The sequence below is a fragment of the Pseudomonas sp. QLc11A genome (genome assembly GCF_052112305.1).
In the GTDB taxonomy this organism is placed as follows: Bacteria; Pseudomonadota; Gammaproteobacteria; order Pseudomonadales; family Pseudomonadaceae; genus Aquipseudomonas; species Aquipseudomonas laurylsulfatiphila.
Genome location: NZ_JAVAJJ010000005.1, coordinates 129541 through 155104 on the forward strand (window position 1 = coordinate 129541; position 25564 = coordinate 155104).

At 60.2% G+C, this 25564-nt stretch carries 21 protein-coding genes; 4 read left to right on the forward strand and 17 right to left on the reverse strand.

What is annotated here, in order from left to right; translation table 11 throughout:
• Positions 1-68 precede the first annotated feature (68 nt).
• The 7 genes from Q8X48_RS09980 to Q8X48_RS10010 all read right to left on the reverse strand — a co-directional run bounded on the left by Q8X48_RS09980 (position 69) and on the right by Q8X48_RS10010 (position 8629).
• On the reverse strand, positions 69-1397 hold the full coding sequence (locus Q8X48_RS09980; RefSeq protein WP_015093697.1) for a sigma-54-dependent transcriptional regulator: 1329 nt from the start codon (positions 1395-1397) through the stop codon (positions 69-71).
• Positions 1394-3307 (reverse strand): sensor histidine kinase, encoded by a 1914-nt coding sequence (locus Q8X48_RS09985; RefSeq protein ID WP_407800628.1) that lies wholly within the window; start codon positions 3305-3307, stop codon positions 1394-1396. The genes Q8X48_RS09980 and Q8X48_RS09985 overlap by 4 nt, the downstream gene beginning before the upstream one ends.
• A 159-nt stretch (positions 3308-3466) precedes the next feature.
• Positions 3467-4201: an amino acid ABC transporter ATP-binding protein gene (locus Q8X48_RS09990; protein ID WP_015093699.1), complete on the reverse strand. Its 735-nt coding sequence runs from the start codon at positions 4199-4201 to the stop codon at positions 3467-3469.
• Positions 4198-4869 (reverse strand): amino acid ABC transporter permease, encoded by a 672-nt coding sequence (locus Q8X48_RS09995; protein WP_102699059.1) that lies wholly within the window; start codon positions 4867-4869, stop codon positions 4198-4200. Before Q8X48_RS09995 ends, Q8X48_RS09990 begins: the two co-directional genes overlap by 4 nt.
• A complete protein-coding gene (locus Q8X48_RS10000; RefSeq protein ID WP_007975080.1) occupies positions 4869-5615 on the reverse strand; it encodes an amino acid ABC transporter permease in 747 nt (248 codons plus the stop codon). The genes Q8X48_RS09995 and Q8X48_RS10000 overlap by 1 nt, the downstream gene beginning before the upstream one ends.
• 193 nt (positions 5616-5808) lie before the next feature.
• Positions 5809-6723, reverse strand: coding sequence for a glutamate/aspartate ABC transporter substrate-binding protein (locus tag Q8X48_RS10005; RefSeq protein WP_046041277.1), 915 nt, complete (start codon positions 6721-6723; stop codon positions 5809-5811).
• A 277-nt stretch (positions 6724-7000) separates the two neighbouring features.
• Positions 7001-8629, reverse strand: a complete 1629-nt coding sequence (locus Q8X48_RS10010; protein ID WP_407800629.1) for a glucan biosynthesis protein D — start codon at positions 8627-8629, stop codon at positions 7001-7003.
• 419 nt (positions 8630-9048) lie between these two features.
• Between Q8X48_RS10010 and Q8X48_RS10015 the strand changes: the two genes are divergently transcribed.
• Complete coding sequence (locus Q8X48_RS10015) at positions 9049-9234, forward strand: hypothetical protein (RefSeq protein WP_007975077.1); 186 nt, start codon at positions 9049-9051, stop codon at positions 9232-9234.
• 306 nt (positions 9235-9540) lie between these two features.
• Here the strand turns inward: Q8X48_RS10015 and Q8X48_RS10020 are convergent, their stop codons facing one another.
• Entirely contained in the window at positions 9541-10053 is a 513-nt protein-coding gene (locus Q8X48_RS10020; RefSeq protein WP_407800630.1) for a BRO-N domain-containing protein, read from the reverse strand.
• A 438-nt stretch (positions 10054-10491) separates the two neighbouring features.
• Here Q8X48_RS10020 and Q8X48_RS10025 point away from each other — a divergent pair, with 438 nt between their 5' ends.
• On the forward strand, positions 10492-11742 hold the full coding sequence (locus tag Q8X48_RS10025; RefSeq protein WP_015093707.1) for an AAA family ATPase: 1251 nt from the start codon (positions 10492-10494) through the stop codon (positions 11740-11742).
• A 3-nt stretch (positions 11743-11745) separates the two neighbouring features.
• Complete coding sequence (locus Q8X48_RS10030) at positions 11746-12372, forward strand: RloB family protein (RefSeq protein ID WP_102699055.1); 627 nt, start codon at positions 11746-11748, stop codon at positions 12370-12372.
• A 40-nt stretch (positions 12373-12412) separates the two neighbouring features.
• On the opposite strand, the gene Q8X48_RS10035 is transcribed toward Q8X48_RS10030, so the two are convergent.
• The 9 genes from Q8X48_RS10035 to Q8X48_RS10075 all read right to left on the reverse strand — a co-directional run bounded on the left by Q8X48_RS10035 (position 12413) and on the right by Q8X48_RS10075 (position 24429).
• On the reverse strand, positions 12413-14275 hold the full coding sequence (locus Q8X48_RS10035) for an NAD(P)-binding protein (protein WP_407800631.1): 1863 nt from the start codon (positions 14273-14275) through the stop codon (positions 12413-12415).
• Between the two features lie 62 nt (positions 14276-14337).
• A complete protein-coding gene (locus Q8X48_RS10040) occupies positions 14338-15822 on the reverse strand; it encodes an APC family permease (RefSeq protein ID WP_407800632.1) in 1485 nt (494 codons plus the stop codon).
• Between the two features lie 275 nt (positions 15823-16097).
• Positions 16098-17522, reverse strand: a complete 1425-nt coding sequence (locus Q8X48_RS10045; protein WP_407800633.1) for a gamma-aminobutyraldehyde dehydrogenase — start codon at positions 17520-17522, stop codon at positions 16098-16100.
• Positions 17523-17686: 164 nt separating this feature from the next.
• A complete protein-coding gene (locus tag Q8X48_RS10050; protein WP_015093712.1) occupies positions 17687-18496 on the reverse strand; it encodes an ABC transporter permease in 810 nt (269 codons plus the stop codon).
• Positions 18486-19433 (reverse strand): ABC transporter permease, encoded by a 948-nt coding sequence (locus Q8X48_RS10055; RefSeq protein ID WP_015093713.1) that lies wholly within the window; start codon positions 19431-19433, stop codon positions 18486-18488. Before Q8X48_RS10055 ends, Q8X48_RS10050 begins: the two co-directional genes overlap by 11 nt.
• Position 19434: 1 nt before the next feature.
• Positions 19435-20472, reverse strand: coding sequence for an ABC transporter ATP-binding protein (locus Q8X48_RS10060; RefSeq protein ID WP_095964999.1), 1038 nt, complete (start codon positions 20470-20472; stop codon positions 19435-19437).
• A gap of 216 nt (positions 20473-20688) precedes the next feature.
• Positions 20689-21840 (reverse strand): putative ABC transporter substrate-binding protein YdcS, encoded by a 1152-nt coding sequence (gene ydcS, locus Q8X48_RS10065; protein ID WP_126049592.1) that lies wholly within the window; start codon positions 21838-21840, stop codon positions 20689-20691.
• An 84-nt stretch (positions 21841-21924) separates the two neighbouring features.
• Complete coding sequence (locus Q8X48_RS10070; RefSeq protein WP_407800634.1) at positions 21925-23412, reverse strand: gamma-aminobutyraldehyde dehydrogenase; 1488 nt, start codon at positions 23410-23412, stop codon at positions 21925-21927.
• 102 nt (positions 23413-23514) lie between these two features.
• Complete coding sequence (locus Q8X48_RS10075) at positions 23515-24429, reverse strand: LysR family transcriptional regulator (RefSeq protein ID WP_007975056.1); 915 nt, start codon at positions 24427-24429, stop codon at positions 23515-23517.
• Between the two features lie 183 nt (positions 24430-24612).
• Between Q8X48_RS10075 and Q8X48_RS10080 the strand changes: the two genes are divergently transcribed.
• Complete coding sequence (locus Q8X48_RS10080) at positions 24613-25305, forward strand: tellurite resistance TerB family protein (protein ID WP_407800635.1); 693 nt, start codon at positions 24613-24615, stop codon at positions 25303-25305.
• Positions 25306-25564: the final 259 nt, after the last annotated feature.

The window sequence follows — 25564 nt, forward strand, 5'->3', positions numbered from 1 at the left end:
AGCCAGGCCAGCGAGGCTCACCACCACCGCCGCGCCCAGGGGGGGGGTGAGAATCAGGTCCACACAGCTCAATGGCTCAGGCCGTACTTTTTCACTTTGTCGAACAGCGTGGTCTTGGCCATGCCCAGTTCCTGGCTGGCCTGGGTCAGGTTGCCGCCGCTGCGTTGCAAGGCATCGCTGAGCAGGTTGCGCTCGAAGGCTTCCACCGCTTCGGCAAACGCCAGGCCTTGATTGCTGCCGCCGGCACCGGTTTTCTTGAACGCCGGCAGGCCCAGGGCAAAGCGCTCTGCAACGTTGCGCAGCTCACGCACGTTGCCCGGCCAGTCGTGGCTCATCAGGTTTGAAAGGGTCTGGTTGTCCAGCTCCGGCACCGCGCGGTCGAAACGCAGGGACGATTGCTGCAGAAAGTGTTCGAACAGTTGCAGGATGTCCTCGCGGCGCTCGCGCAGCGGCGGCAGTTCCAGGGTCACCACGTTGAGGCGGTAATACAGGTCGCTGCGGAATTCGCCGGCCTTGCTCGACTCTACGAGGTCGGATTTGGTCGCTGCGATAACGCGGCAATCTACCGCCACGCTCTGGTTCGAACCAAGGCGTTCGAGGGTGCGTTCCTGCAATACCCGCAGCAATTTGATCTGCAAGGGCAGGGGCATGCTTTCCACTTCGTCGAGGAACAGCGTGCCGCCGTCGGCGTGTTCGATCTTGCCGATCCGCCGTTTGCCCGCACCGGTAAAGGCGTTGGCTTCGTGGCCGAAAATTTCGCTTTCGAAGAGGTTTTCCGGCAGGCCGCCGCAGTTCAACGCGACGAACTGCTTGGTGTGCCGCCGACTGAAATCATGCAGGCAGCGAGCGACCAGTTCCTTGCCGGTGCCGGTCTCGCCTTCGATCAACACGTTGGCCGACGTATCGGCGACGTTGGCGATCAGTTCCCGCAGGTTCTGCATGGCCGGCGAGCGCCCGATGATCCGCCCTTCGAGGGAGTCGCGCTCGGCCAGTTGCCGGCGCAGCGACGACACTTCCCGCGCCAGGCTGCGTTGCTCGAGGGCGCGGCGGGCCACGTCCACCAGGCGCTCCGGGGAGAACGGCTTTTCCATGAAGTCGTAGGCGCCTTTCTGCATCGCGCCGACGGCCATGGAGATGTCGCCGTGACCGGTGATCAGCACCACCGGCAGGCTGCGGTCGCGCTCCTTGAGCCGGGTCAGCAACTCCAGGCCATCGATGCCCGGCAGGCGAATGTCGCTGACGACGATGCCGGCGAAATTGTCGCCGACCCGTTCCAGGGCTTCTTCGGCGCTGCCCACGCCAATGCAGGGAATGTCTTCCAGGGTCAGCGCCTGTTGGCAGCCGAGCAGCACATGGGGGTCGTCTTCGACGATCAATACACTAAGGTCGTTGTTCATATTGGCTCGGCGGGAGTGGGGCTTACCAACGGTAAACTGAGGACGAATGCGGTACCACCGCTGGCCGGGTGCTCGACACCCAGGTGACCGCCGGTGGCGGCGGCCAGGCTGGCGGAAAGGGTCAGGCCAAGGCCCAGGCCCTGTTCGCCGGGTTTGGTGGTGAAGAAGGGTTCGAACAGGTGCTTGCGCGCTTCGGCGTCGATGCCGTGGCCGTTGTCACGCACGCGCAGGCGGTATTTGCCATCGAAGGTTTCGCCTTCGAGCCACAGCTCGGGTTGCGGCTGCGCTTGCATGGCGTCGAGGGCGTTGCCGATCAGGTTGACCAGAATCTGCTCCAGGCGGGTCTGGTCGATTTGCACCTGCACCGCGTCAAAATGGCGGTGCAATTGCAGAGGTGTGTTTTCCACCCGTGCGCCGTGCAATTGCAGGGCCGCGTCCACCGCTTTGCCAAGGCAGGCCTGACCCTTGTCGTCACCGCGCCGGGCGAACGAGCGCAGGCTGGCGGTGATGCGGCCCATGCGGTCGATCAGTTCGTTGATGGTCTTGAGGTTGGTGCTGGCGACATCGAGCTGGCCGCGTTCGAGGAAGCGCACGGTATTGCCGGACAAGGTGCGCAGCGCCGCCAGCGGCTGGTTCAGTTCGTGGGCGATGCTGGTGGACATCTGGCCGATGGCCGCGAGTTTTCCGGCCTGTACCAGTTCGTCCTGGGCGCGGCGCAAGGTCTCTTCGGCTTGCCGGCGTTCGCGGATCTGCCCCTTGAGCCGCTCGTTGCTGGCGCGCAGGTCGGTGGTGCGTTCGGTAATCCGACGTTCCAGCTGGTTGTTGGCCTCCTGCAAGGCTTCCCGGGCCGCGAGGCGGGTGGCGATCACCTTGCGCCGCTCGTTCCAGGCGATCAACAGAAAGGCGCAGAGGGCAAACGCCACGGCCACCAGGATCCCCTGGTTGATCGCTTCGCGACGCAAATCCTGTAGCGGTGTGAGCAGGGTGAAATTCCATGGCGTATCGCTCAATGGCCGGGTTTGCGACAGGTAGCTGATGTTTTCATCGTCGCGATCTTGTTGGAGCAGCAGTTCACTGTTGGCCGGGAACGTGAGTTTTTCCACGCCTTCGGACAGGGTTTCCCGGGCCAGCGGTTGCAATTCGTTGAGCGGGAACCAGTAGTACTGCAGGCTGCGGGCAAGTTTTTCCTTGGTTTCTTCGCTCAGCGGCACCACCGATTTCAAGCGTCGAGCCGGATCGCTGGAGAGAATGATGATGCCGTTCTCGTCGCTGACGAAGGCTTCCAGGCGCGCCCGTTGCCAGCGCTCTTCCATGGCTTCCAGACGCACCTTGACCACTGCGACGCCGATGATCTTGCCGTGTTCTTCCAGGCCATGTGCCAGGTAGTAACCGGGTTCGCCGTTGGTGCTGCCGATGCCGTAGAAACGCCCCGGCTGACCGCGCACGGCGTTCTGGAAATAGGCGCGAAAGGACAGGTCTTCACCCAGGTAACTGTCGACATCGCGCCAGTTGCTGGTGGCCATGACGCGGCCGGTGGTGTCCATCACGTAGATGGCCCGACTGCGGCTGCGCCGGTTCAGGCCTTCGAGGTAGTCGTTGACCGTTTGCCGGTGTTCCGGGGTCGGGTCGGCCAGCAACTGCGAAACACTGGTTTCGAGCTCCAGCAGGCTGGGCAGGTAGGTGTATTTGCTGATTTCGCTTTCGACGGCACGGGCGTGCAGTTCCAGCTGACGCTGGCCGTTCTCGCCAAGGCTGCGAATGCCGTAGTGCTCACTGATCCAGAAGCCGATATAGCCCAGGCCGATCATCATGGCGATGATCAGTGGCGGCAGGAACAAATGACGAACCAGACGGGGTTTCACGGCGAGTGACGGCGACGCTGCGCGATAAAGGTTAGGGTCGCATTTCATCACAGATGCCTTGGGTCAACCACCACTTGCCTGCCTACCTCTACTGTAGGAGCGAGCTTGCTCGCGAAGAACTCAAGGACAACGCGTGCATTCAGGATGAACGCGTCATCGTTAACGACCATCGCGAGCAAGCTCGCTCCTACAGGCGGCGGTGTGGCTTTAGTGCTGCAGAATCTTGTTGAGGAAGTGCTGCGTACGCTCGGCACGGTGGCTGATGTCGCCGAAGAACTCTTCTTTCTTGCAGTCTTCGATGATCTTGCCCTGGTCCATGAAGATCACCCGGTCGGCCACTTTACGGGCGAAGCCCATTTCGTGGGTCACGCACATCATGGTCATGCCTTCGTGGGCCAGTTGCACCATCACGTCGAGCACTTCGTTGACCATTTCCGGGTCCAGCGCCGAGGTCGGTTCGTCGAACAGCATGACGATCGGGTCCATCGCCAGCGCACGGGCAATCGCCACGCGCTGCTGCTGACCACCGGACAATTGGCCCGGGTGCTTGTGGGCGTGAGCCGAGAGGCCGACGCGCTCGAGCAGTTGCAGGCCTTTCTTGGTGGCTTCTTCCTTGCTGCGGCCCAATACCTTGATCTGCGCGATGGTCAGGTTTTCGGTAATGGTCAGGTGTGGGAACAGCTCGAAGTGCTGGAACACCATGCCCACGCGCGAACGCAGCTTCGGCAGGTTGGTCTTCGGGTCGGCGATGGAGGTGCCGTCGACCACGATGTCACCCTTCTGGAACGGCTCCAGGGCGTTGACGCACTTGATCAGGGTCGACTTGCCGGAACCGGATGGCCCGCACACCACGATCACTTCGCCTTTTTTGACCTCGGTGCTGCAATCAGTCAGAACCTGGAAGTCCCCATACCACTTGTTGATGCTTTTGATAGAGATCATACGGCGAACCTTTTTTGCAGACGCTTGACCAGCTGCGAGGCGGCAAAGCTGATGATGAAGTACACGAGACCCGCGAAAATCAGGAACTCATTGGAGCGGCCAATGATGTCGCCACTGGCGCGCGAAGCATTGAGGAAGTCCACCAGGCCGACGGCGTAGACCAGCGAGGTGTCCTGAAACAGGATGATGCTCTGCTGCAGCAACAGCGGTGTCATCTTGCGGAACGCCTGCGGCAGGATGATCAGGCGCATCATCTGGCCGTAGGACATGCCCAGGGCCTGGGCAGCGCCCATCTGACCCTTTGGAATCGACTGCACACCGGCACGGACGATTTCGCAGAAGTACGCCGCTTCGAACATCATGAACGCCACGATGCACGAGGCGAACGCGCCGATCGGGGTGTCTTCGCCGGTGATCCAGCGCAGCACGAACGGTACCGCCAGGTAGAACCAGGTGATCACCAGCAGCAACGGAATCGAACGGAAGTAGTTAACGTAGGCGCCGGCGATGTTTGACAGCAGCTTGTTGTGGGACAGGCGCATCAACGCCAGGATGGTGCCGAGGATGATGCCGCCGACCACACCCATGGCCATCAGCTTGAGGGTCATGACCATGCCGTTCCACAGGCCCGGCAGGGACGGGATGATGCCCGAGAAATCGAATTCCATCATTTACCCCCTACGGAGATCAGGCCCGGTACGGCGACTTTCTTCTCGACCAGGCGCATCAGCAACATCAGGCTCATGTTCAGGGTGAAGTAGATCAGCGTGGCCAGGGTAAAGGCTTCGAACAGGTTGGCGGAGAACTCGGCGGTCTGTTTGGTCTGCGCGAGCAATTCCATCAAGCCGATCAGCGAGGCCACGGAGGTGTTCTTGAAGACGTTCAGGAATTCCGAGGTAAGCGGCGGAATGATGATCCGGTAAGCCTGGGGCAGCAGCACGTTCCAGTAGATCTGCGGCAGCTTGAAACCCATGGCGCGGGCCGCGGATTCCTGGCCTTTGGGCAGGGCCTGGATACCGGTGCGCACCTGTTCGCACACCCGGGCGGTGGTGAACAGGCCCAGGCACACGACAACGCTGAGGAAGGCCGAGGTAGTCGGGTTCAGATCCTGCTTGTACCACTCTTGCAGGTCCGCCGGCAGCAGGTCGGGTACCAGGAAGTACCAGATGAACAGCTGAACCAGCAGCGGCACGTTACGGAAGAGTTCGACGTAGCAGGTGGCGATGCCCGATACGATGCGGTTCGGCACGGTACGCATGACGCCCAGGATCGAGCCCAGTGTCAGGGCGATGATCCAGGCCGCGATGGCGATGCCGATGGTCCAGCCCAGACCGGACACGTACCAGTCGAAATAGGTCTCGCTGCCCACGCCGGTGGACTTGAAGAACACGCCCCAGTCCCAGTTGTAATTCATTAGGGTCTCCCCTCGGATTCGATCGATGTACAAATGCCCGCTTGGGGGAAGCTCCGTTCCCGCCTGTCCTTGGGGGACAGGCACACGCGCCCGGCTCGACAGCCACCGGTTCGAGTGTTTCCAGAAATGCCAGCAGGGAGTGCATTCCCCTGAAAGGGCTACGGCCCTTTCAGGGGATAAGGTTAGTCAGAAATCAGGACTTCTTGTCGTCAGCCGCTTTATCAGTCGGTTTGGCGATCAGGGCCTTGAGTTCGTCGCTCATCGGGAAGTTCAGGTTCAGACCTTTTGGCGGGATCGGCTGCATGAACCATTTTTCGTAGATCTTATTGATCTCGCCCGATGCGTAGGTGGCCTTGATGGCGTCATCCACAGCCTTCTTGAACGGCTCGTCGCCTTTGCGCACCATGCAGCCGTAGATTTCGTAGGACTGTGGAGTACCGGTCACGGCCCAGTCGCTTGCCTTCTTGGCCTTGGCCGCTTCACCGGCCAGCAGGGCGTCGTCCATCATGAACGCAACGGCACGGCCGGTTTCCAGCATCTGGAACGACTCGCCGTGATCTTTGGCGGAGATGACGTTCATGCCCATCTGCTTGTCGGCGTTCATCGCCTTGAGGATGCGCTCGGACGTGGTGCCGGCGGTGGTCACGACGTTCTTGCCGGCCAGGTCAGGGAAATCCTTGTACTTGGAGTCTGCCTTGGACAGCAGGCGAGTACCGATTTCGAAGATGCCGACGGAGAAGTCAACCTGCTGCTGACGCTCGACGTTGTTGGTGGTGGAACCGCACTCGAGGTCCACGGTGCCGTTCTGCACCAGCGGGATACGGGTTTGCGAAGTCACCAGGTTGTATTTGACCTGGAGGTTTGGCATGTCGAGGTCTTTTTTCAGGGCTTCGACGACTTTCAGCTGGATGTCGTGGGAGTAGCCGACCGGTTTGCCGGAAGCATCCGCGATATAGGAAAACGGAATGGAAGCGTCGCGATGGCCCAGGGTGATGGTGCCGGACTCTTTGATCTTCTTCAGGGTGCCGGTGAGTTCGGCGGCGAAAACTGGCGTGCTGATCAGAGCGGCAGCAATGGCTGCGCCCAGGATATGGGGAACGATGCGCATCAAATTTTCCTCGACATTGTTTTTTTTATGGAGCCAGTTCATCGGCCCTTTTGTGCTGCAAAACACCTGAGCGCTACGATGAGTGAGCGCAAAGGACATTCGTCGAAGAAGTGTAGAGCATGACTCGTGCCAGACCAGTCGATATTAGTCAAAGTATTGATTTACAAGGAAATTAAATTTTTCTTGCGCTGAAATTTCAGTGGAGCGATCCGGTTAACCGAACCGACCCGCAGGTCGCGTTCGGAAAACCGAATGGTGGCGGGGTGCTACCCGATCATCAGGTGTACTTGCGTTTGTCCGGCGCTGGCGGGAAGTACTGGTACAACCAGGTTTCACTCAGTGTGCGGTCGTTGGTGCGGATGAACAGGCGCAGTTCGACGGGCTCCACGCTGTCATTGGTCGGGTACCAGTCAAACAGGATGCGGTAGCCCTTGATGTCATCGAGCTTGAGCACGCTGAAATCCTTGACCTCGCCGTTCGAGCAAGTGACCACCGGCTCGATGCCTGTGCCTTCAGGCAAGCGGTCCAGGCCACCACCGGTGAAGTCCACGGCAAAACGACGGGCCCAGACGGGTGGGTAATGCTCGCCCGGCGCCCAGCCTTCGGTGAAACCGCCCATCCCGGAACGGGTGGCGTTGACCCGTGCCAACGGCGTTCCGACTGGCGGCAATGCGCTCCAGTACAGCTTGTAGCCGTAGTTCAGCGAATCGCCGGCAGCCACCGGTTTCTTCGGGGTCCAGAAGGCGACGATGTTGTCCATGGTCTCGCCGGTGGTAGGGATTTCCAACAGATCGACCGAGCCTTCGCCCCATGCGGTGGTCGGCTCGACCCACAGGCTCGGGCGGCGGCTGTACCAGTCGACGGTGTCCTGATAGCTGGCGAACTCGTGGTCGGTCTGCACCAGGCCGAAACCTTTCGGGTCCTTGTCGACGAAGGCATTGAATTGCAGGGTCGCCGGGTTGTTCAGCGGACGGCAGATCCACTCGCCGTTGCCGCGCCACATGGCCAGGCGGTCGGAGTCGTGGATTTGCGGGTGAATGGTGTCGCACATGCGGCGCTCGTGGGTGCCGCAGCTGAACATGCTGGTCATCGGTGCGATGCCCAGTTGGTCGATGGCGGTACGTGCGTTGACGTGGGCATCGATCTCCATCACCACGCGCTCGGCCTGGCAATCGATATCGAAGCGGTAGGCACCGGTGGCGCTCGGCGAGTCGAGTAGGGCGTAAACCACGAAGCGGGTGCTGTCCTTGTCCGGCGTCTCGAACCAGAACTTGGTGAAGTCGGGGAATTCTTCGCGCTTCTTGGCGTAGGTGTCGATGGCCAGGCCGCGGGCCGACAAGCCGTACTGGCCGGTGGCGTCCACCGCACGGAAGTAACTGGCGCCGAGGAAGGACACGACATCGTGCTTGTCCAGTTCCGGGGCCTTGAACAACTTGAAGCCGGAGAAACCCAGGTCGCCCTTGAGCTGTGCGGTGTCGACCGTAGTGTTTTCATAGTTGAACAGCGACGGACGGAAATGCACCTCGCGAGCCATCCGGGTTTTCGGATCGACGCTGTACATGCGCACCGGCTGCTTGAACCCCATGCCGACGTGGAAGAACTGCACGTCCAGCTGACCCTTGAGTTCTTTCCACAACGAATGATTGCCGTCGTAGCGGATCGCATTGAAGTTCTGCGGCGTCATGGTCGCCAGGGTCGGTGGCAACTGTTGCTTGGTGTCCTGGTAGCGATTGCTGGCGAGCTGTTTGGCCTGGAGCTTCAGCGCCTCGAAATCGAATGCGCTGGCCTCGCCATCAGCGGTGCCGCCGCTGGCGGCCCAGGCTTGGGCGGCCAACAGGCCCGTGGCGGACAAACCGGTGTAGGCCGCGATGGCCATGGAGGCTTTGAGCAAGTTCCTGCGGTGCATAAATACAACCTGTCGTGAGCAATCCCGCGCCGTTCCTGGCACGTGCTGGATCAGAAAATACGGTTCGGACATGCCTTCGGCCAAACGCAACGGACTGTAGAACAGATGCCCGACAGCTTAAACCGTTCGATTGCAGAGCAGAATTGATTGATGGCACAGCGCTGGCTCGGCAATGAAACAAGACATGTCGGGAAACAATTCCGACAGGGGTTTCTGATTTACAGGGCATTTCTGCTTTTTTCGACTAATTACTCTAAAAACCGCTTTTCAGCGCCCGGAATATTTCTATTCTGTGCACATGACCGGTTTATGCCCTTCGGACCGGTGCGGTTCAGCGGGCACCCAGCGGCTGCTGAAAAAGGGATAGGGCGATGCAGTTTTTTGCAGTTTTCTTTGACGTATAGAGAAGGACATCGTCCATGTCGAAAGTACAAGGCATCACCGAAATGTTGGGAATCTTTCCGTGCCTGGCCATCGGGCGACGCAGGCGCCGGCTTAATAACGAGGAAATGAAACTGGTGGAGCGCTATAGGGAGCTGTCGGAAAGCGACAGGATCGCGATGAGGTATCTGGTGGATGCGATGAGGAGTGTTTCGCGGTTTTGAAGCAGGGCGGGTTACCGTGAGAGCCATTTGGCCTTCACGGTGGCCAGACTGGTTAACCTGCCTGCATCAGCGTCGGCTATGCCAGCGTCTATTGCTTGCTGTCGGGCAGATTGTTGGTCGAGCTTATGGAGATACGCTTCTGCAAACGAGCTATCACATGGAATCATTTCTATGATGTTTCGTTTGACGCTGTGAGTCTCGTTCATGTGGATATAGCTCATTCAGCAGGACAATTAATTGAGAGGACTCAAACCAAAGGGACGGACTGTGAAGTCTGTCCCTTTTTAATCAGCTCGATTTATCCCTTCAACGGCAAGTGCCCGAGATTGGGAAGGGGCGCTGCACCTGCATCAACTCAGGCATGTCTCGCCACTTGATCCAGGCGTGATGTTGGTAATGCAGCAAGGGCACCGAAACTCCCGCCCAATTCAAGGAGCTCAGGCTTGGCAGGTTTTCCACAGGCTCTGATTTCGCATCACGCAGCGAGGGTATGACTTCGTTGCTCAACCACTGGCGCAGGTTACGGTTTTCCGGGACGAAGTGGTGAACCAGCAAGGCGTACATGCCTGATTCGCTGACCATCAGTGTTTCGACCGTTTTGCCGTCCTTGAGCAGACAGACGCTGCGACGTTGGTCGGGATCGAGTTTCAGGGTCAGGCGTTCATTGAGTGGTTTGCCCATCAAGCGACCCAGATCCTGGACGCAAAACCAGGCTTGTCTGTCTTGCATGAAGGCATGGAGGAAACGGTTGTGGCGGGTGAAGACTTTAGGGATGAAGCAGGAAGGAATTTCAGTCGGATGTGATGTGTGCTTGTGCATTTTTCGACTCCATGTTGAAAAAGGAGCCGCCACTAATCCTTCGACAGATTTGGGTGGCGGACCGTGCGGCGTTCGAAGTCGGAACATTCTCGATCAACATGGAAGCCGAGAGGCCCGCGCCACACGGCCCGCCATAACGCGAAACTGAAAGGCAAAAAAATGCCCCAGCTCATATGGGGGCGCGGATGCGCCATGTTGATATGTTCCGGCTTCGACTCCGGGCCGCTGATTTGGCAGCGACGGAATGAAGCCTATCGGTCAGGCGCTCGCGGCGCCAAGTCTACTCTGGCGACGCTTGTTGTAGGAATCGGCGCCGGTATTCGAAGGTTCGATCTGTAGGATTTTCCTGTTTTTGCATTGGCTGCAGAGAAGCGGCACCTGAAGCGCATTTTTTCCTTTATGTATTCGAGTCCAGCAAACGAACTGCAGGTTTTTTCCATGCTGATCGAATTCTCGGTTTCCAATTACCGCTCGTTCCGTGACAAGCAAACCTTGTCCATGGCGGCGACTCCTCTCCTGAGCAAAACGCGTAATACATTCAAGCCGCCCTGCGCAGAAAAACTCCCCGACCTGTTGAAGGTGGCTGCGATTTATGGCCCAAATGCTTCCGGCAAGTCTTCATTGGTCCGCGCGATGGGGGTCGTAGGGCGCTTGCTTGTCATGGAAACCAATCCAAGTGACGCGTTGCTATCGGTTTCGCCTTTTCGTTTTGATCGCGCGTTGAAGGATGCGCCCAGTGTATTTGAATACAACTTCATTCAAGGAGGGCAGCGCTATCGGTTTGTGCTGGGGTTAACTGGGCAGCGGATCGTCCAAGAGCAGTTGCTCTCTTATCCAGGAGGGACCGAAACGCTTCTGTATGACCGCCAATTCGACGCCGAAGGGGAGCGTTATGTTTTCGGGACGGCGCTGGAGGGCGGGAAAGAAGTGCATGGCGCCTGGCGGCGTCTGACGAGCCCAAAAATGCTCTTCCTCGCGCAGGCCGTGAAGAACAGCAATGAAGAAATGACTCAGTTGCGAATGCCGTTCAGTTGGTTCCAAACCGGACTTCTCGTGGTCGAGCAGAACAGCATGATGGAGCTGTCGACGGCGTCGATCCGATTTCTTCAGATGGTATCGAGCCATACGAACGATCTTCGGGACTTTCTCAAGGCATTGGACATTCCGGTCTCTATCATTGAGCTAAATTCAGACGAGGTCGATGCCATTCAGAACAATAAAGAACCTACCCTGAAGGAGATCTTCGCGGCAGTTCAAAAGAACAAGGTGACCCTCACACATTCCAGTCATTTAGGTACTGCGGAGTTTGATTTTTCGGAGGAGTCGTGCGGTACAAAGAACCTGATTGGCTTTTGGTTGCCCTGGTTCATGATGAATCAAGCGGGGGGCAGTGGAGTGCTTTGTGTCGATGAACTCAACAGCAGCCTTCATCCCGACATCGTCGCTGACTTGATCGACAAGCATCTGGACAGTGGCCTCGATACTCAGCTGATTTTTACAACGCACGACACTCATCTGATGAACGAAAAGATTTTGCGGCGGGATCAGTTCTGGATTACCGAACGTGATGCCAACGGCGCGACCAGTTTGTTTTCCATTCACGATTTTGAGGGGGGCGAAAGTGAGGATGTCGAGAAGCGCTACTTTGAAGGCCGTTATCGCGGGCTTCCGTTGATAAGGCAGGGCTGAGCAATGGTGAGTTCAGGCAAGTCATTTGATCGCAGGAGTTCAGGGTACAAGCCTCAACCTAAGGTGTTGGTGCTCTGTGAAGACAGCAAGTCAGGAAAACGCTATCTGGAGGAGGCTGCCTTTTATTTTCGGGCCAAGGCCCAGGTGGAAATTGCTCACTGCGGCGTCACACATCCGAGTGGCATTGTTGAGCGAGCAATCAGCCGGCAGAAGTACTTCGACAAAGTGTTTTGTGTATTGGATCGAGATACACACCTTTGCTTTCAGCGTGCATTGAATGTTGCGCAGCCTCATCCAAAGATCAAAGTCATTGCATCGTATCCCTGTTTTGAGTTTTGGCTACTGCTGCACTTTGGATTCAACCGAAAACCCTTCAGAGCTGTCGGGAAACATTCCCCTGGCGAGTTGGTGAGCAAGAGTTTGCGAGAAAAGCCAACCATGGAAAAATATGAGAAGGGCAAAGACATCAACTACTTTGCCCAGCTGTTGGGAGCGCCGTTCCAAACGGCAAGAACCTTGGCACCGAAGATCCTCGAGGACGTTGCCATCAGCGGCGAGCCAAACCCCAGCACCGAAATCCACTTGCTAATGGATGAATTCGAAAGCCTCTCCAAGCCGCAACCGATTTAACATCAAACCCTGCCCGCATCGCTGCGGGCAGGGTGCTCAATCAGCCCACTTCCCCCACCGCCCGATACGCCTCATCGATCGCCGCATGGGCATACGCACTCCACGCCGCGTCCGAGTTGGCGATGCTCACCCGTCCAACCGGCTGACGGGCCAGGTTCATCAGTTTTTCGCTTTCGTCGGCATCGTCGTACAGGCTGTTGGAGAAGTACGCGTAGCCGTGTGACCAGCGGTTGACGGTGATGGCGAGGATGTCGGTTTCGTGGTTGAAGCCGCCGGGCCCGAGCATGCGTTGCAGTTGGTCGCGCAGTTGCGCTTCCAGTTGTTCGAAGCTCTGGCCGTACAGGCGACCACGGCCGGCGCGGGCCTGGTCGCGGGCGTTCATGCCGCTGTTGGGGCTGGTGGGCACGTAGACCATGTGCAGGCCGATCGGCTGCGTCGGGTCTTTCGGGTGGTCGTAGCCGCCCATGCTTACCGGGTAATCGAGTTTGATCCGGCTGTAGGGTTGGGTCGCCGCATAGATTTCGTGCACGCCGAGTTTCTGGAACGACTGCCAGTTGCGGATCACGACCTTGGTGTACACCAGCGGGAACTTCACGTTCTGGCTCAGGGCGTGGGATTGCTCCGGCGGCAGGTCGCGCAGCAGGTACGGAATGATCATGTTGTAGCAGGCCATGATGCAGTGCTTGCCGCGCACCTGGCTGAGCTGGCCGCCGCGGCTGTAGCCGACGTTCACGCCGCTGCCGACGTTGCGCACGCTCACCGCTGTGCTGTTGAGGCGGATGCGCACCGGGGCTTTGGCCTGATCGAGTTTGGCGTAGTCGAACGGGGCGAGGACCATATCGTCCATGGTGTGCCCCGGTGCCACGGCCGGGATCAGGCTGCGCACCAGCAAGCGCGCCAGCGAGGCGTTGCCGTCGGGGAAGTGGTAGATGTAGGGCTCTTCCATTTCCGCCCGGGCTTCTTCGCTGATCGGCTCCAGGTTCATCGCGCTGAAGCCTGGGAAACCGACTGAGTAGGCGTCGGACGCGGCAACCGCATCGATGCTCAGGGCCATGAAGTCGTTGGTGCGGCTTTGGAAATACTTCACCGCTTGAGCTGACAAGCCTACGTCCTTGAGCAGGAAGTCCTGGTAGCTGATGGCTTCCAGGTGCGCGGTTTTTTCCTCGGTGGTTTTGCCGGGCAGGTAATCCTTGGGCGTCATGTGCAAGGCGATCAACGCCTGGCGGTCGGCTTGCGGCAGCGGGAAGTCGTTGATGAAGTCCGGGATGGAGCGGGCGTGCAACTGGTCCGGGGCGATGTCGTCGGCCACCATAGGCGTCGGGTCACCGGTCACCAGTTTGTCTTCGCCGAAGTTTTCCTTGTCGAAAAACACCCCGCGCGACAGGCCCAGGCCCGGGTAGAACTGGCGGTCAAACGCGGTCTCGAAGCGTTTGATGTTCACCCCGAGTTTCTTCAGCAGGCCGTTCACTTCCTGGCTGTACAGATGATTTGGCGACTGGAAGGCTTCACTGCCGCCGTAGCCGATGATCATGCGACCACCGGCGGAGAATTCGTTGCGCTTGGCGTGGCCGCCGAAGTCGTCGTGGTTTTCCAGAATCAGGATGCGCGCTTTCGGATGTTTCTCACGGTAGAACCACGCAGCGGACAGTCCGCTGAGGCCGCCTCCTACCACCACCAGGTCATATTCCTCGGTGATCGGCAGCTTGTCGGTGTCGAAGACCTTTTTCTCCCAGCCCATCTGGTGGGCCATTTCGAACGAGCCGACGTGGTTACCCCGCAGGCCGGTCAGTGCCGGAGGGTAGTAGCGCCCGTCAGGGGCGGCCTGGAGAAGTTGCAGAGGGGTCATGCCGGCAGCGATGGTGACAGCGACGCCGTTGAGAAAGTCGCGGCGGGTGATATCCATATTCATTCCTTGTTGGTTTTTCAGATCGCCCCGGCGCCACGACGGCACCGGGGCGAATGCCGTTACCGGCTGACTTTCCACGCATCGCCCGCCGGGGCGGTGCCGTGGTCATACGGCTTGGCGATCCACATGTAGAGCAGGCCCAGGCCAATGACGATGGCCGTGCTCAGTACCATGGCGTAGTTGATGTACCAGGCGGCATCCGGTGTCCGTGGCCAGGCCATGTTGATAATGGCCCCGACACCATAGACCAGTGCGCCGATGTTCACCGCCCAGCCCCAGGCGCCGAGGGTGAATTTGCCGCTCGGTTTCCAGCCCTTCATGCGGGCGTACAGGGCCGCGAGCACGATCATCTGGAACGCCAGGTAGATGCCGATGGCCGCGAAGCTGACGATGGTGGCGACCGCATCCTGCAGGAAGAAGCCGAGGATGATGATAAGCGCCGGCAGGACACCGGACACGAACAGCGCGGCAACCGGAACCTGCGTCGTAGGGGAAATCTTCTTCAGCAGTTGGCTGCCGATGACCATCTCGTCACGGGCGTAGGAATACAGCAGGCGACTGGCTGCCGCTTGCAGGCTTATGACGCAGGAGATGAAGGAAATCATCACTACGCCCATCACCACTTTCGAACCCACTGGCCCGAACGCGTTGTTGAGGATGGTGCTGACCGGGTCCTTGTCGGTGCCATTGATCACCGCTTGCATGTCCGGCACGGCGAGGATTAGCGCCAGGCAGGCGAACATCGCCGCGATGCCGCCGATGTAGATGGTCATGCGCATCGCCACCGGGATCTGCTTGCTCGGGTTCGGGGTTTCTTCGGCCACGTCGCCGCAGGCCTCGAAGCCGTAGTACAGGAACATCCCCGCCAGCGACGCGGTGAGGAAGGCCGGCAGGTACGATCCGTCGACGCTGATATCGAAGGTGTTGAACAACACACTGATCGATTGATGACGCTCGAAGATCAGCAGGTAAACGCCGACGATCACCGCGCCCACCAATTCGCAGAGGAAGCCGAACATGGCAATCCGCGCCAGTACTTTGGTGCCGCTGAGGTTGACCAGGGTGGCGAAGAGCGTCAGGAACAGGGCGATGATGATGTTGGTGTTGTTGCTCGGTTCAAAGCCCATCATGGCGGCGAGGTACGGACCGGCACCCACGGCAACCGCCGCGATGGTCACGCACAGGGCGATGGAGTAGATCCAGCCAACCATCCACGCCCAGCGTTTGCCCACCAGGCGGCGGGCCCAAGGGTATACGCCGCCGGAAATCGGGAACTGCGAAACCACTTCGCCGAAGATCAGGCACACCAGCAACTGGCCGCAACCGACCAGCAAATAGGCCCAGAACATCGGTGGCCCGCCCGCGGCCAGGCACAGGCCGAACAGGGTATAAACCCCGACGACCGGGGACAGGTAGGTGAAGCCCAGGGCGAAGTTTTCCCACAGGCTCATGCTGCGATTGAAGTTGGAGGTGTAACCCAGTTTGCGCAGTTGCTCGGCATCGCTGTCGGCAAGGGCTGCAGAGAGATCGGGTGATGCACTCATGTGTGATTGCTCCGGAAAATCGGCAGATTTCGGATGTCCGAAACCGTGACGGGGCCTTGAGGGCACCGCCAGGATCGGTGGTTATTGTTTTGTCTTCTTTGGGGTGAAGCCTGATGGTGCGTACTGCCGGTTTCTGCCTTGAAACCGAGGTGACCCATTCGCTGTAGGAGCGAGCTTGCTCGCGAAAAAACCGAGGACACCGCGGGGCGTCAGGATCCCCGCGTCAACGTTGACGTCCATCGCGAGCAAGCTCGCTCCTACAGGCGATGCGTTTCTTAGTGCTTGAACATCACATGCCGCACGACGGTGTAATCCTCCAGCCCGTACATGGACATGTCCTTGCCATACCCGGACAACTTCTGACCGCCATGAGGCATTTCGCTGACCAGCATGAAGTGCGTATTGACCCAGGTGCAGCCGTACTGCAAGCGCGCCGACATCCGATGAGCGCGACCGACGTCGGCGGTCCACACGGAGGAGGCCAGGCCGTAGTCCGAATCGTTGGCCCAGCCCAGCACCTGCGCTTCATCGCTGAACCTGGTCACCGACACCACCGGCCCGAACACTTCGCGCCGCACGATCTCGTCATCCTGCTGGGCATCGGCCAGCACCGTCGGTTCGAAGAAGAAACCGCTGCCCTCGACAGCCTTGCCGCCAGTGATCAGGCGAATGTGCGGCTGGGCGATGGCGCGTTCGACGAAACCGGCCACGCGGTCGCGGTGTTGTGCGGTGATCAGCGGGCCGAGTTCGGTCGACGGATCGTCCTGCACGCCGTACTTGATGCTGCTGACGGCGGCACCGAGTTTCTCGACGAATTTCTCGTAGATGCCTTCCTGCGCGTAGATGCGGCAGGCGGCGGTGCAGTCCTGGCCGGCGTTGTAGAACCCGAAGGTGCGGATGCCTTCGACGGCCGCGTCGATGTCGGCGTCGTCGAAGATGATCACCGGAGCCTTGCCGCCCAGTTCCATGTGCATGCGTTTGACGCTGTCGGCGGTGCTGGAAATGATGTTCGAGCCGGTGGCGATCGAACCGGTCAGCGACACCATGCGCACTTTCGGGTGGGTGACCAGCGGGCTGCCGACGCTAGGACCACGGCCGAACACCAGGTTGAGCACGCCGGCCGGGAAGATGTCCGACGCCAGTTCGGCCAGGCGTAGCGCAGTCAGCGGGGTCTGTTCCGACGGCTTGAGCACCACGGTATTACCGGCGGCCAGGGCCGGGGCGATTTTCCAGGCGACCATCATCAGCGGGTAGTTCCACGGCGCGATGGAGGCGATCACGCCCACCGGGTCGCGGCGGATCATCGAGGTGTGGCCGGGCAGGTATTCACCACCGGCCGAACCGCTCATGCAACGGCTGGCGCCGGCGAAGAAGCGGAACACGTCGGCAATCGCCGGGATCTCGTCGTTCAGCGCGGCGCTGTAAGGCTTGCCGCAGTTGTCCGATTCCAGTTTGGCCAGCTCTTCGCCGTGGGCCTCGATGGCATCGGCGAGTTGGAGCAGCAGCAGCGAACGCTCTTTCGGCGGGGTCTGCGACCAGCTGGTGAAAGCGGCGTCGGCGGCACGTACGGCGGCATCGACCTGGGCTTCGCTGGCTTCGTTGATTTCCACCAGCACACGACCCAGCGCAGGGTTGAACACCGGTTGGGCGGGGCCTTCGCCGTCTTGCAGTTGGCCGTTGATCAAGAGTTTGGTTTGCATGGCGTTGTCCTCATTGAAACCATTATTTTTCTGCCTGAACCTGGAACCCTGTGGGAGCGGGCTTGCCCGCGAAAGCGGTGTGTCAGCCGACATCAATACTGAATTTGACGGCCTCTTCGCGGGCAAGCCCGCTCCCACAGGGGGTGGTGGTGTCTGTTATTGATTTATTTCCCGCCACTGCCCGCAACGCTTTCACCGCCACGGGTCAGGTAATAGGCGCCAAGGATCGGCAACATGGTCACGATCATCACCAGCATCGCCACGACGTTGGTCACCGGCACGTCCCGTGGGCGGCTCAGCTGGTTGAGCAGCCACAGCGGCAGGGTCCGTTCATGGCCGGCGGTGAAGGTGGTGACGATGATTTCGTCGAACGACAGGGCAAACGCCAGCATGCCGCCGGCCAGCAATGCCGAGCCGAGGTTCGGCAGGATGATGTAGCGGAAGGTCTGCCAGCCGTCGGCGCCGAGGTCCATCGAGGCCTCGATCAAGCTGTGGGACGTACGGCGCAAGCGGGCGATGACGTTGTTGTAGACGATCACCACGCAGAAGGTCGCGTGGCCGACGATGATGGTGAACATCCCCGGCTCGATGCCCAGTGTCTTGAAGGTTGCCAGCAACGCGATCCCGGTGATGATCCCCGGCAGGGCGATCGGCAGGATCAGCATCAGCGAGATGCCCTGCTTGCCGAAGAAGTCCCGGCGGTACAGTGCCGCCGAAGCCAGCGTGCCAAGGACCATGGCAATCAGCGTGGCAATCGAGGCGATCTGCAACGACAGCTTGATGGCTTCGAGCACGTCCGGCCGGGAGAACGCCACGCCGATCCACTTCCAAGTGAAGCCCTTGGGCGGAAAGCTGAACGCCGCGTCTTCGGTGTTGAAGGCGTACAGGAAGATGATCAGGATCGGGAAGTGCAGGAACACCAATCCGCCCCAGGCCGCGATGCGTAGCCCGAGAGATGCTTTTTCAGAGTGCATCGAAGGCCCCCAGACGTTTGACGATGGACAGGTAGATGGCGATCAGCACGATTGGCACCAGGGTGAACGCGGCAGCCATTGGCATGTTGCCGATGGCGCCTTGCTGGGCGTAGACCATGCTGCCGACGAAGTAGCCGGGCGGGCCGACCAGTTGCGGCACGATGAAGTCGCCCAGGGTCAGCGAGAAGGTGAAGATGGAACCGGCGGCAATGCCCGGGATCGACAGCGGCAGAATCACTTGCATGAAGGTCTGGCGCGGCTTGGCCCCGAGGTCGGCGGAGGCTTGCAGCAGCGAGGGCGGCAGGCGTTCCAGCGAAGCCTGGATCGGCAGGATCATGAACGGCAGCCAGATGTAGACGAACACCATGAAGCGGCCCAGGTGCGAGGTCGACAAGGTGCTGCCGCCGACGCCTGGAATCCCCAACACGAACTGCAGGACCGGTTCCAGCCCCAGGTGCTGCACGAACCACTGCGCCACGCCGCCCTTGGCCAGCAGCAGCGTCCAGGCGTAGGCCTTGACGATGTAACTGGCCCACATCGGCATCATCACCGCGATGTAGAAAAACGCCTTGGTCTTGCCCGTGGTGTAGCGCGCCATGTAGTAGGCGATCGGGAATGCGACGATGGCGCTGGCAATCGACACGGCAATCGCCATGCCCAGGGTGCGCAGGATGATGTCGAAGTTCGACGGCTGGAACAGCGCGGTGAAGTTGGCCAGGGTCAGGTCGGGAGTGACCGCCATGGTGAAGTCATCGAAGGTGTAGAAACCTTGCCACAGCAGAACCAGCAATGAACCCAGGTAGATCGCGCCGAACCACAGCAGCGGCGGTACCAGCAGGAGCGACAGGTAAAAATTCGGCCGGCGATACAACAGGTTGGAAAACCTGCGCAACAGCGAGCCGCTGGCCGGAGATTGAGGGATAGCCACGGTGTTCATCTCACACCCCGCCTGCAACGGTGTCGTGCAACGGAATCATGGCTTCGCGTGCCCAACGTGCGCTGATGCGCTGACCGGTCTGGTGTTGCGCGCTGGTGTCCAGCCACTGGTTGTTGGCCTGGCTGATGTTCAGGGTCTGGCCGTTTTCCAGTTTCAGTTCATAGCGGGTGGCGCTGCCCTGGTATTGGATATCGTGGAGCAAGCCGGTGACTTCGATTTCGTGGCTGGCCAGCGGGCCTTCGGCGAAACGCACATGTTCCGGGCGAATCGAGAACGGCTGTGGATTGCCACTGAGCTGCCTGGCCAGGTCACCGCGAATCACGTTGGAGGTGCCGACGAATTCCGCCACGAAGGTGGTGGCCGGTTTCATGTACAGGTTGCGCGGGCTGTCGACTTGTTCGATGCGGCCCTTGTTGAATACCGCCACGCGGTCGGACATCGACAGTGCTTCGGTCTGGTCGTGGGTGACGAAGATGAAGGTGATGCCGAGCTGGCGCTGCAGTTTTTTCAGCTCGCTCTGCATTTGCTCGCGCAGTTTCAGGTCGAGTGCACCGAGTGGCTCGTCGAGCAACAGTACCCGAGGACGGTTGACCAGGGCGCGGGCCAGGGCCACACGCTGGCGCTGACCACCGGAAAGCTGCACCGGCTTGCGGTCGCCATAGCCGCCGAGGGCGACCATATCGAGGGCTTCTTCGGCGCGTTTCAGACGTTCGGCCTTGCCCACGCCTTTGACTTTCAAACCGTAGGCGACGTTGTCGCGAACGTTCATGTGCGGGAACAGCGCGTAATCCTGGAACACGGTGTTCACGTCACGCTGGTACGGCGGCAGGCCGGCGGCCTCTTCGCCATGAATACGGATGGAGCCTGCGCTAGGTTGTTCAAAACCGGCGATCAGGCGCAAACAGGTGGTCTTGCCCGAGCCGGAAGGCCCCAGCATGGAGAAGAACTCGCCGTCCTGGATGTCGATGGAAACCCGGTCTACGGCTTTCACTTCGCCGAATTGACGGGAAACGTTGGTGAACTGGACTGCAAGCGTCATGGTGCGGTGCTCCAAAAAGGCGAAGGCCGTCGCAGCGGCCCTGCCTGGACTTCTGAAAAAACAAAAACTTTTATCTGTCGGCCGAGCGCGGTAGCGGCAACGACGGTGATCTACTGTGGGAGCGAGCTTGCTCGCGATGGCGGAGTGTCAGTCAGTAACAATATTGACTGGAGTGCCCTCATCGCGAGCAAGCTCGCTCCCACAGGGGAGAGTGGGTTATCTACCGCCCATGATCGCGATGTAGTCCTGGGTCCAGCGGCTGTACGGCACGAACTTGCCGCCTTCAGCCTGCGGGGTTTTCCAGAAGGCGATCTTGTCGAACTGGTCGAAACCGTTGGTCTTGCAGCCTTCGGCGCCGAGCAGTTCGCTCTCCTTGCACGCCGCAGGGACGGCTGGCAGCGAGCCGAACCACGCCGCTACGTCGCCCTGGACTTTCGGTTGCAGCGACCAGTCCATCCACTTGTAGGCGCAATTCGGGTGCTTGGCCTCGGTGTGCATCATGGTGGTATCGGCCCAACCGGTGGCGCCTTCTTTCGGGATGGTCGAGGCGATTGGCTGTTTCTCGTTCATCAGACCGTTGACCTGATACGGCCAGGCGCCGGAGGCGACCACGCCTTCGTTCTTGAAGTCACTCATTTGTACGGTGGTGTCGTGCCAGTAGCGGTGGATCAACGGCTGCTGGGCGCGCAGCAGGTCGAGCACGGCCTTGTACTGGGCTTCGGTCAGTTCATACGGGCTCTGGATGCCCAGTTCCGGTTTGGCGGTCTTGAGGTACAGCGCCGCGTCGGCGATGTAGATCGGGCCGTCATAGGCTTGCACGCGACCCTTGTTCGGCTTGCCGTCCGGCAGGTTTTCGGCATTGAACAGCACGCCCCAGCTGGTGGGCGCGGTCTTGAACACGTTGGTGTTGTACATCAGCACGTTCGGGCCCCACTGATACGGGGTGCCGTAGGTCTGCTTGTTGACCACGTACCAGGGTGCATCCTTGAGGCGCGGGTCGAGGTTTTTCCAGTTCGGGATCAACGCGGTGTTGATCGGCTGCACACGCTTGCCGACGATCAGGCGCAGGGAGGCGTCGCCCGACGCCGTCACGAGATCGTAACCACCCTTGGCCATCAGGCTGACCATTTCATCGGAAGTGGCTGCGGTCTTGACGTTGACCTTGCAGCCGGTTTCCTTCTCGAAACCGGTCACCCAGTCGTAGGCCTTGTCGCTCTCGCCACGTTCGATGTAGCCAGGCCAGGCCACAATATCCAGTTGGCCCTCGCCAGCCCCGACAGCTTTGAGCGGCTCGGCGGCCTGGAGGCTGGCACTGGCCAGCAGCGCGGTGGTGATTGCACTGAGCAGTGCGGTCTTGTGCACGAACATGGGAATTCCCTCTTCTTTAATTATGGTCGGGGCAGTGTTTTGAACGTGGTGAAGCATGCCGTTGGTGGCTTGTTATTAGCGTAGTCAGAGATGCTCGCCATGGCGGGCCATGATGTGCCGCACCACGCTGTAGTCCTGAAGCGAATCGCTGGACAGGTCCTTGCCGTAGCCCGAACGCTTCAGGCCGCCATGGGGCATTTCGCTGACCAGCATGAAATGGCTGTTGATCCAGGTGCAGCCGTATTGCAGGCGCGCCGCGACCTGCATGGCCTTGTCGAGGTTCTGGGTCCAGACCGACGACGCCAGGCCGTATTCCGAATCGTTGGCCCAGTCCACCGCTTGTTCCAGTTCATCGAAACGGGTCACGGTGACCACCGGTCCGAACACTTCGCGCTGGACGATCTCATCGCCTTGCTTGCAGCCGGCCAGCAGGGTCGGCTGGTAATAGAAACCGGCGCCGGAATGCACGGCCGCGCCGGTCACCCGCTCGATGTGCGGCTGGCCGAGGGCGCGTTCGACAAAGCTGGCCACGCGGTCGCGCTGGCGGGGGCTGATCAGCGGGCCGATTTCGTTGTCGGCGTCGCGTTTGCCGGCAAAGCGCAGGCTGCTGACGGCCGCGCCCAGCTCGGCCACCAGACGGTCGTGAATCCCGGCCTGGGCATAAATGCGGCAAGCGGCGGTGCAATCCTGACCGGCGTTGTAGTAGCCATAAGTGCGCACACCTTCGATCACGGCCTGAATGTCGGCATCGTTGCAGACGATCACCGGAGCCTTGCCGCCGAGTTCGAGGTGGGTACGCTTGAGGGTTTTCGATGCGGCCTGGAGGATTTTTTGCCCGGTGACGATATCGCCGGTCAGCGACACCATGCGCACTTTAGGGTGGCTCACCAGGTGGCTGCCGACGCCTTCGCCACCCCCGCAAACGATATTGATCACACCCCGTGGCAGGATCTCGGCGAGCGAGGGTGCCAGGGCCAGGATCGACAACGGCGTGTGTTCCGACGGTTTGAATACCAGGGTGTTGCCGGCGGCGAGGGCCGGGGCGATTTTCCACGCGGCCATCATGATCGGGTAGTTCCACGGCGCAATCGACGCCACCACCCCGATAGGGTCGCGGCGCACCATGCTGGTGTAGCCCGGCAGGTATTCGCCGCTGAGCTGGCCGGTCTGGCAACGCACGGCGCCGGCGAAGAAGCGGAACACGTCGACCGTGGCACTCAGGTCATCCTGACGGGCCAGGTGCAACGGCTTGCCGCAGTTCATGGATTCGAGGCGGGCCAGCAGGTCGGCGTTTTTTTCGATGGCGTTGGCGATGTCCAGCAACAGGTTGGAACGTTGCTGTGGCGTGGTCCGTGACCAACCGGCAAAGGCGCGGTGGGCGGCGAGGATCGCGGCTTCGACTTGCTCGGTGCTGGCTTCGGCGATTTGCGTGATGACTTCGCCAGTGGTCGGGTTGAGAATCGGCTCGGCACAGCCTTGACCGGCGACTAATTCACCATCGATCAACAATGCGGTGAACAACGGGGTCTGCGCGCCGGCCATTTTTCGGGTTCTCTTTTCTTGTGTGGCCATGGTGTTCCCAGTGGTTGGGACCCGGCCGTCTTATATAGATGTAACAAGACTAGTTCGCGGGCCCGAGGACAACAAATACTAAATACTGAAGGTTGCGTTCGATTAAATAGATGGCTTGCGCCCGCCATGGGGTTGTTCGCGGGCGACCGTCAGGAACGGGTCCACCAGCGCCGGTCGCGCCGTGCCGCGACGCCAGGCGAGGCCGACGTCCAGGGTCTGGCTGAGGTCGGCAATCGGCCGCGCTTCGATGATGTCGCCCTCAAGTGACCACGGGCGATAGGTCATGTCGGGCTGGATCGATACGCCCAATCCGGCGGCCACCAGGCTTCGCACCGCTTCGGTCGAGGCCGTGCGCAGGGTAATGCGCGGTTGCAAAGAGGCTGCCGACCACATGCGCTGGGCATTGCGGTCCATTTCATCGACGTTCAGTTGAATCAATGGCTCGCGGGCCACATCGGCGAGGTTGATGCTGTCGTGTTCCAGCAATGGATGCTGGGCCGGCAGCCATAGCCGGTGCGGCGAGTGGGTCAGCACTTCGGTCTGCAAGGCGTGGCGGTCTTCGAGGTTGGAGAGGATCAGCACGCCGACATCGATCTCGCCGCTGACCAGCAAATGCTCGATGTACGGGCGTTCGTCTTCCATCACGCGGATTTCCACGTTGGGGTAGGCGCGCTGGAAGCGAGTGAGCAAATCCGCCAGGTAATAACCGGCCACCAGACTGGTCACGCCGACGATCAACTGTCCGGCAACCTGGTCGGTGCTCTGTTGCAGGCTGCGCTTGGCGTTATCCACGGTGGCCAGGATCAAGTGCGCCTGGCGCAGGAATTGATGGCCCTGGTGGGTCAGGGTCATGCCCTTGGCGTGGCGGCTGAACAGGCTGACGCCGATTTCCTCCTCCAGTTGCTGGATGGCCAGGGTCAGGGTCGACTGGGAAATGAACGCGGTTTGTGCGGCGGCGGAGATCGAACCGGTCTCGGCCACAGCGATGAAATGGCGGATCTGACGCAAGGTCATCATGGGGGAAGCACCCGGTGGGCTGTTTTTATCGATTTGTTGGAGTGTATATCTTTTTTTTCGATGGTCAGCGCCAGGTGCCCTGGCGATGCAACATCTGGAAGCACTCTCGCGTACGGGGCGTCGGCACTTTCGATCTAGTCTGGTGCCCTTGATTTCAGGTTAAACGTCCTGTGGAGGCAGCAAATGAACACCCGTGGATTGCTCGATCAACTACTCAAGTCCGGTCAGGACCTGCTTCAGAACAAGGCCGGTGGCTCACAGCCAAAGGGCGCGAGCGGTGGCACCGGTGCCCTCGGCGGTTTGCTCTCCGGCGCGAGCGGTGGGGCATTGGCGGCAGGCGCCATGGGCTTGCTGCTCGGCAGCAAGAAGGCTCGTAAAGTGGGCGGCAAGGTTGCGGTCTACGGCGGCCTCGCCGCGTTGGGCGTGCTGGCCTACAAGGCCTACGGCAACTGGCAGGCCCAGCAGGGCACTGCGCCAGAAACGGAACCACAAACCCTCGACCGCTTGCCTGCCGCGCAAGTCGAGCAGCACAGCCAGGCGATTCTCAAGGCGCTGGTGGCCGCGGCCAAGGCTGACGGGCATGTCGACGAGCGTGAGCGCGCACTGATCGAGGGCGAGTTCATCAAGCTCGACAATGATCAGGAGCTGCAACACTGGCTGCACGCCGAACTCAACAAGCCGCTGGACCCCGCCGACGTCGCCCGTGCCGCGCGCACGCCGGAGACCGCCGCCGAGATGTACATCGCGAGTGTGATGATGGTCGACGAGGAGAACTTTATGGAGAAGTCCTACCTGGATGAACTGGCGCGGCAACTCAGGCTGGAACCGGGGTTGAAGGCTGAGCTGGAGAAGCAGGTTCGCCAGGCTTCGATGTAATTGTGGGAGCTGGCTTGCCAGCGAAGGCGGTCATTCAGTCGGTAATCGGTTGTCTGACACGACGCTTTCGCTGGCAAGCCAGCTCCCACAGGGTCCTGGTTTTCAGCCACGCCACACCCCCAATGGCCGATCCGTCGCCCGATTCTACCCAATCACCCCTAACACCCATTCCCTCAATTAGCGGACAGTCCCACCCAGAGCCAATCCCGCTTTTTTCAACGGGATGGGAAGTGGATTGCATCTGTCTTATAAATGAAAC

What these genes read in the sequence shown, in the direction of transcription:
- Q8X48_RS09980 (WP_015093697.1), bottom strand. Translation starts at nt 1,397, where the DNA reads ATGAACAACGACCTTAGTGTATTGATCGTCGAAGACGACCCCCATGTG.
- Q8X48_RS09985 (WP_407800628.1), bottom strand. Translation starts at nt 3,307, where the DNA reads ATGAAATGCGACCCTAACCTTTATCGCGCAGCGTCGCCGTCACTCGCC.
- Q8X48_RS09990 (WP_015093699.1), bottom strand. Translation starts at nt 4,201, where the DNA reads ATGATCTCTATCAAAAGCATCAACAAGTGGTATGGGGACTTCCAGGTT.
- Q8X48_RS09995 (WP_102699059.1), bottom strand. Translation starts at nt 4,869, where the DNA reads ATGGAATTCGATTTCTCGGGCATCATCCCGTCCCTGCCGGGCCTGTGG.
- Q8X48_RS10000 (WP_007975080.1), bottom strand. Translation starts at nt 5,615, where the DNA reads ATGAATTACAACTGGGACTGGGGCGTGTTCTTCAAGTCCACCGGCGTG.
- Q8X48_RS10005 (WP_046041277.1), bottom strand. Translation starts at nt 6,723, where the DNA reads ATGCGCATCGTTCCCCATATCCTGGGCGCAGCCATTGCTGCCGCTCTG.
- Q8X48_RS10010 (WP_407800629.1), bottom strand. Translation starts at nt 8,629, where the DNA reads ATGCACCGCAGGAACTTGCTCAAAGCCTCCATGGCCATCGCGGCCTAC.
- Q8X48_RS10015 (WP_007975077.1), top strand. Translation starts at nt 9,049, where the DNA reads ATGTCGAAAGTACAAGGCATCACCGAAATGTTGGGAATCTTTCCGTGC.
- Q8X48_RS10020 (WP_407800630.1), bottom strand. Translation starts at nt 10,053, where the DNA reads ATGCACAAGCACACATCACATCCGACTGAAATTCCTTCCTGCTTCATC.
- Q8X48_RS10025 (WP_015093707.1), top strand. Translation starts at nt 10,492, where the DNA reads ATGCTGATCGAATTCTCGGTTTCCAATTACCGCTCGTTCCGTGACAAG.
- Q8X48_RS10030 (WP_102699055.1), top strand. Translation starts at nt 11,746, where the DNA reads ATGGTGAGTTCAGGCAAGTCATTTGATCGCAGGAGTTCAGGGTACAAG.
- Q8X48_RS10035 (WP_407800631.1), bottom strand. Translation starts at nt 14,275, where the DNA reads ATGGATATCACCCGCCGCGACTTTCTCAACGGCGTCGCTGTCACCATC.
- Q8X48_RS10040 (WP_407800632.1), bottom strand. Translation starts at nt 15,822, where the DNA reads ATGAGTGCATCACCCGATCTCTCTGCAGCCCTTGCCGACAGCGATGCC.
- Q8X48_RS10045 (WP_407800633.1), bottom strand. Translation starts at nt 17,522, where the DNA reads ATGCAAACCAAACTCTTGATCAACGGCCAACTGCAAGACGGCGAAGGC.
- Q8X48_RS10050 (WP_015093712.1), bottom strand. Translation starts at nt 18,496, where the DNA reads ATGCACTCTGAAAAAGCATCTCTCGGGCTACGCATCGCGGCCTGGGGC.
- Q8X48_RS10055 (WP_015093713.1), bottom strand. Translation starts at nt 19,433, where the DNA reads ATGAACACCGTGGCTATCCCTCAATCTCCGGCCAGCGGCTCGCTGTTG.
- Q8X48_RS10060 (WP_095964999.1), bottom strand. Translation starts at nt 20,472, where the DNA reads ATGACGCTTGCAGTCCAGTTCACCAACGTTTCCCGTCAATTCGGCGAA.
- ydcS (WP_126049592.1), bottom strand. Translation starts at nt 21,840, where the DNA reads ATGTTCGTGCACAAGACCGCACTGCTCAGTGCAATCACCACCGCGCTG.
- Q8X48_RS10070 (WP_407800634.1), bottom strand. Translation starts at nt 23,412, where the DNA reads ATGGCCACACAAGAAAAGAGAACCCGAAAAATGGCCGGCGCGCAGACC.
- Q8X48_RS10075 (WP_007975056.1), bottom strand. Translation starts at nt 24,429, where the DNA reads ATGATGACCTTGCGTCAGATCCGCCATTTCATCGCTGTGGCCGAGACC.
- Q8X48_RS10080 (WP_407800635.1), top strand. Translation starts at nt 24,613, where the DNA reads ATGAACACCCGTGGATTGCTCGATCAACTACTCAAGTCCGGTCAGGAC.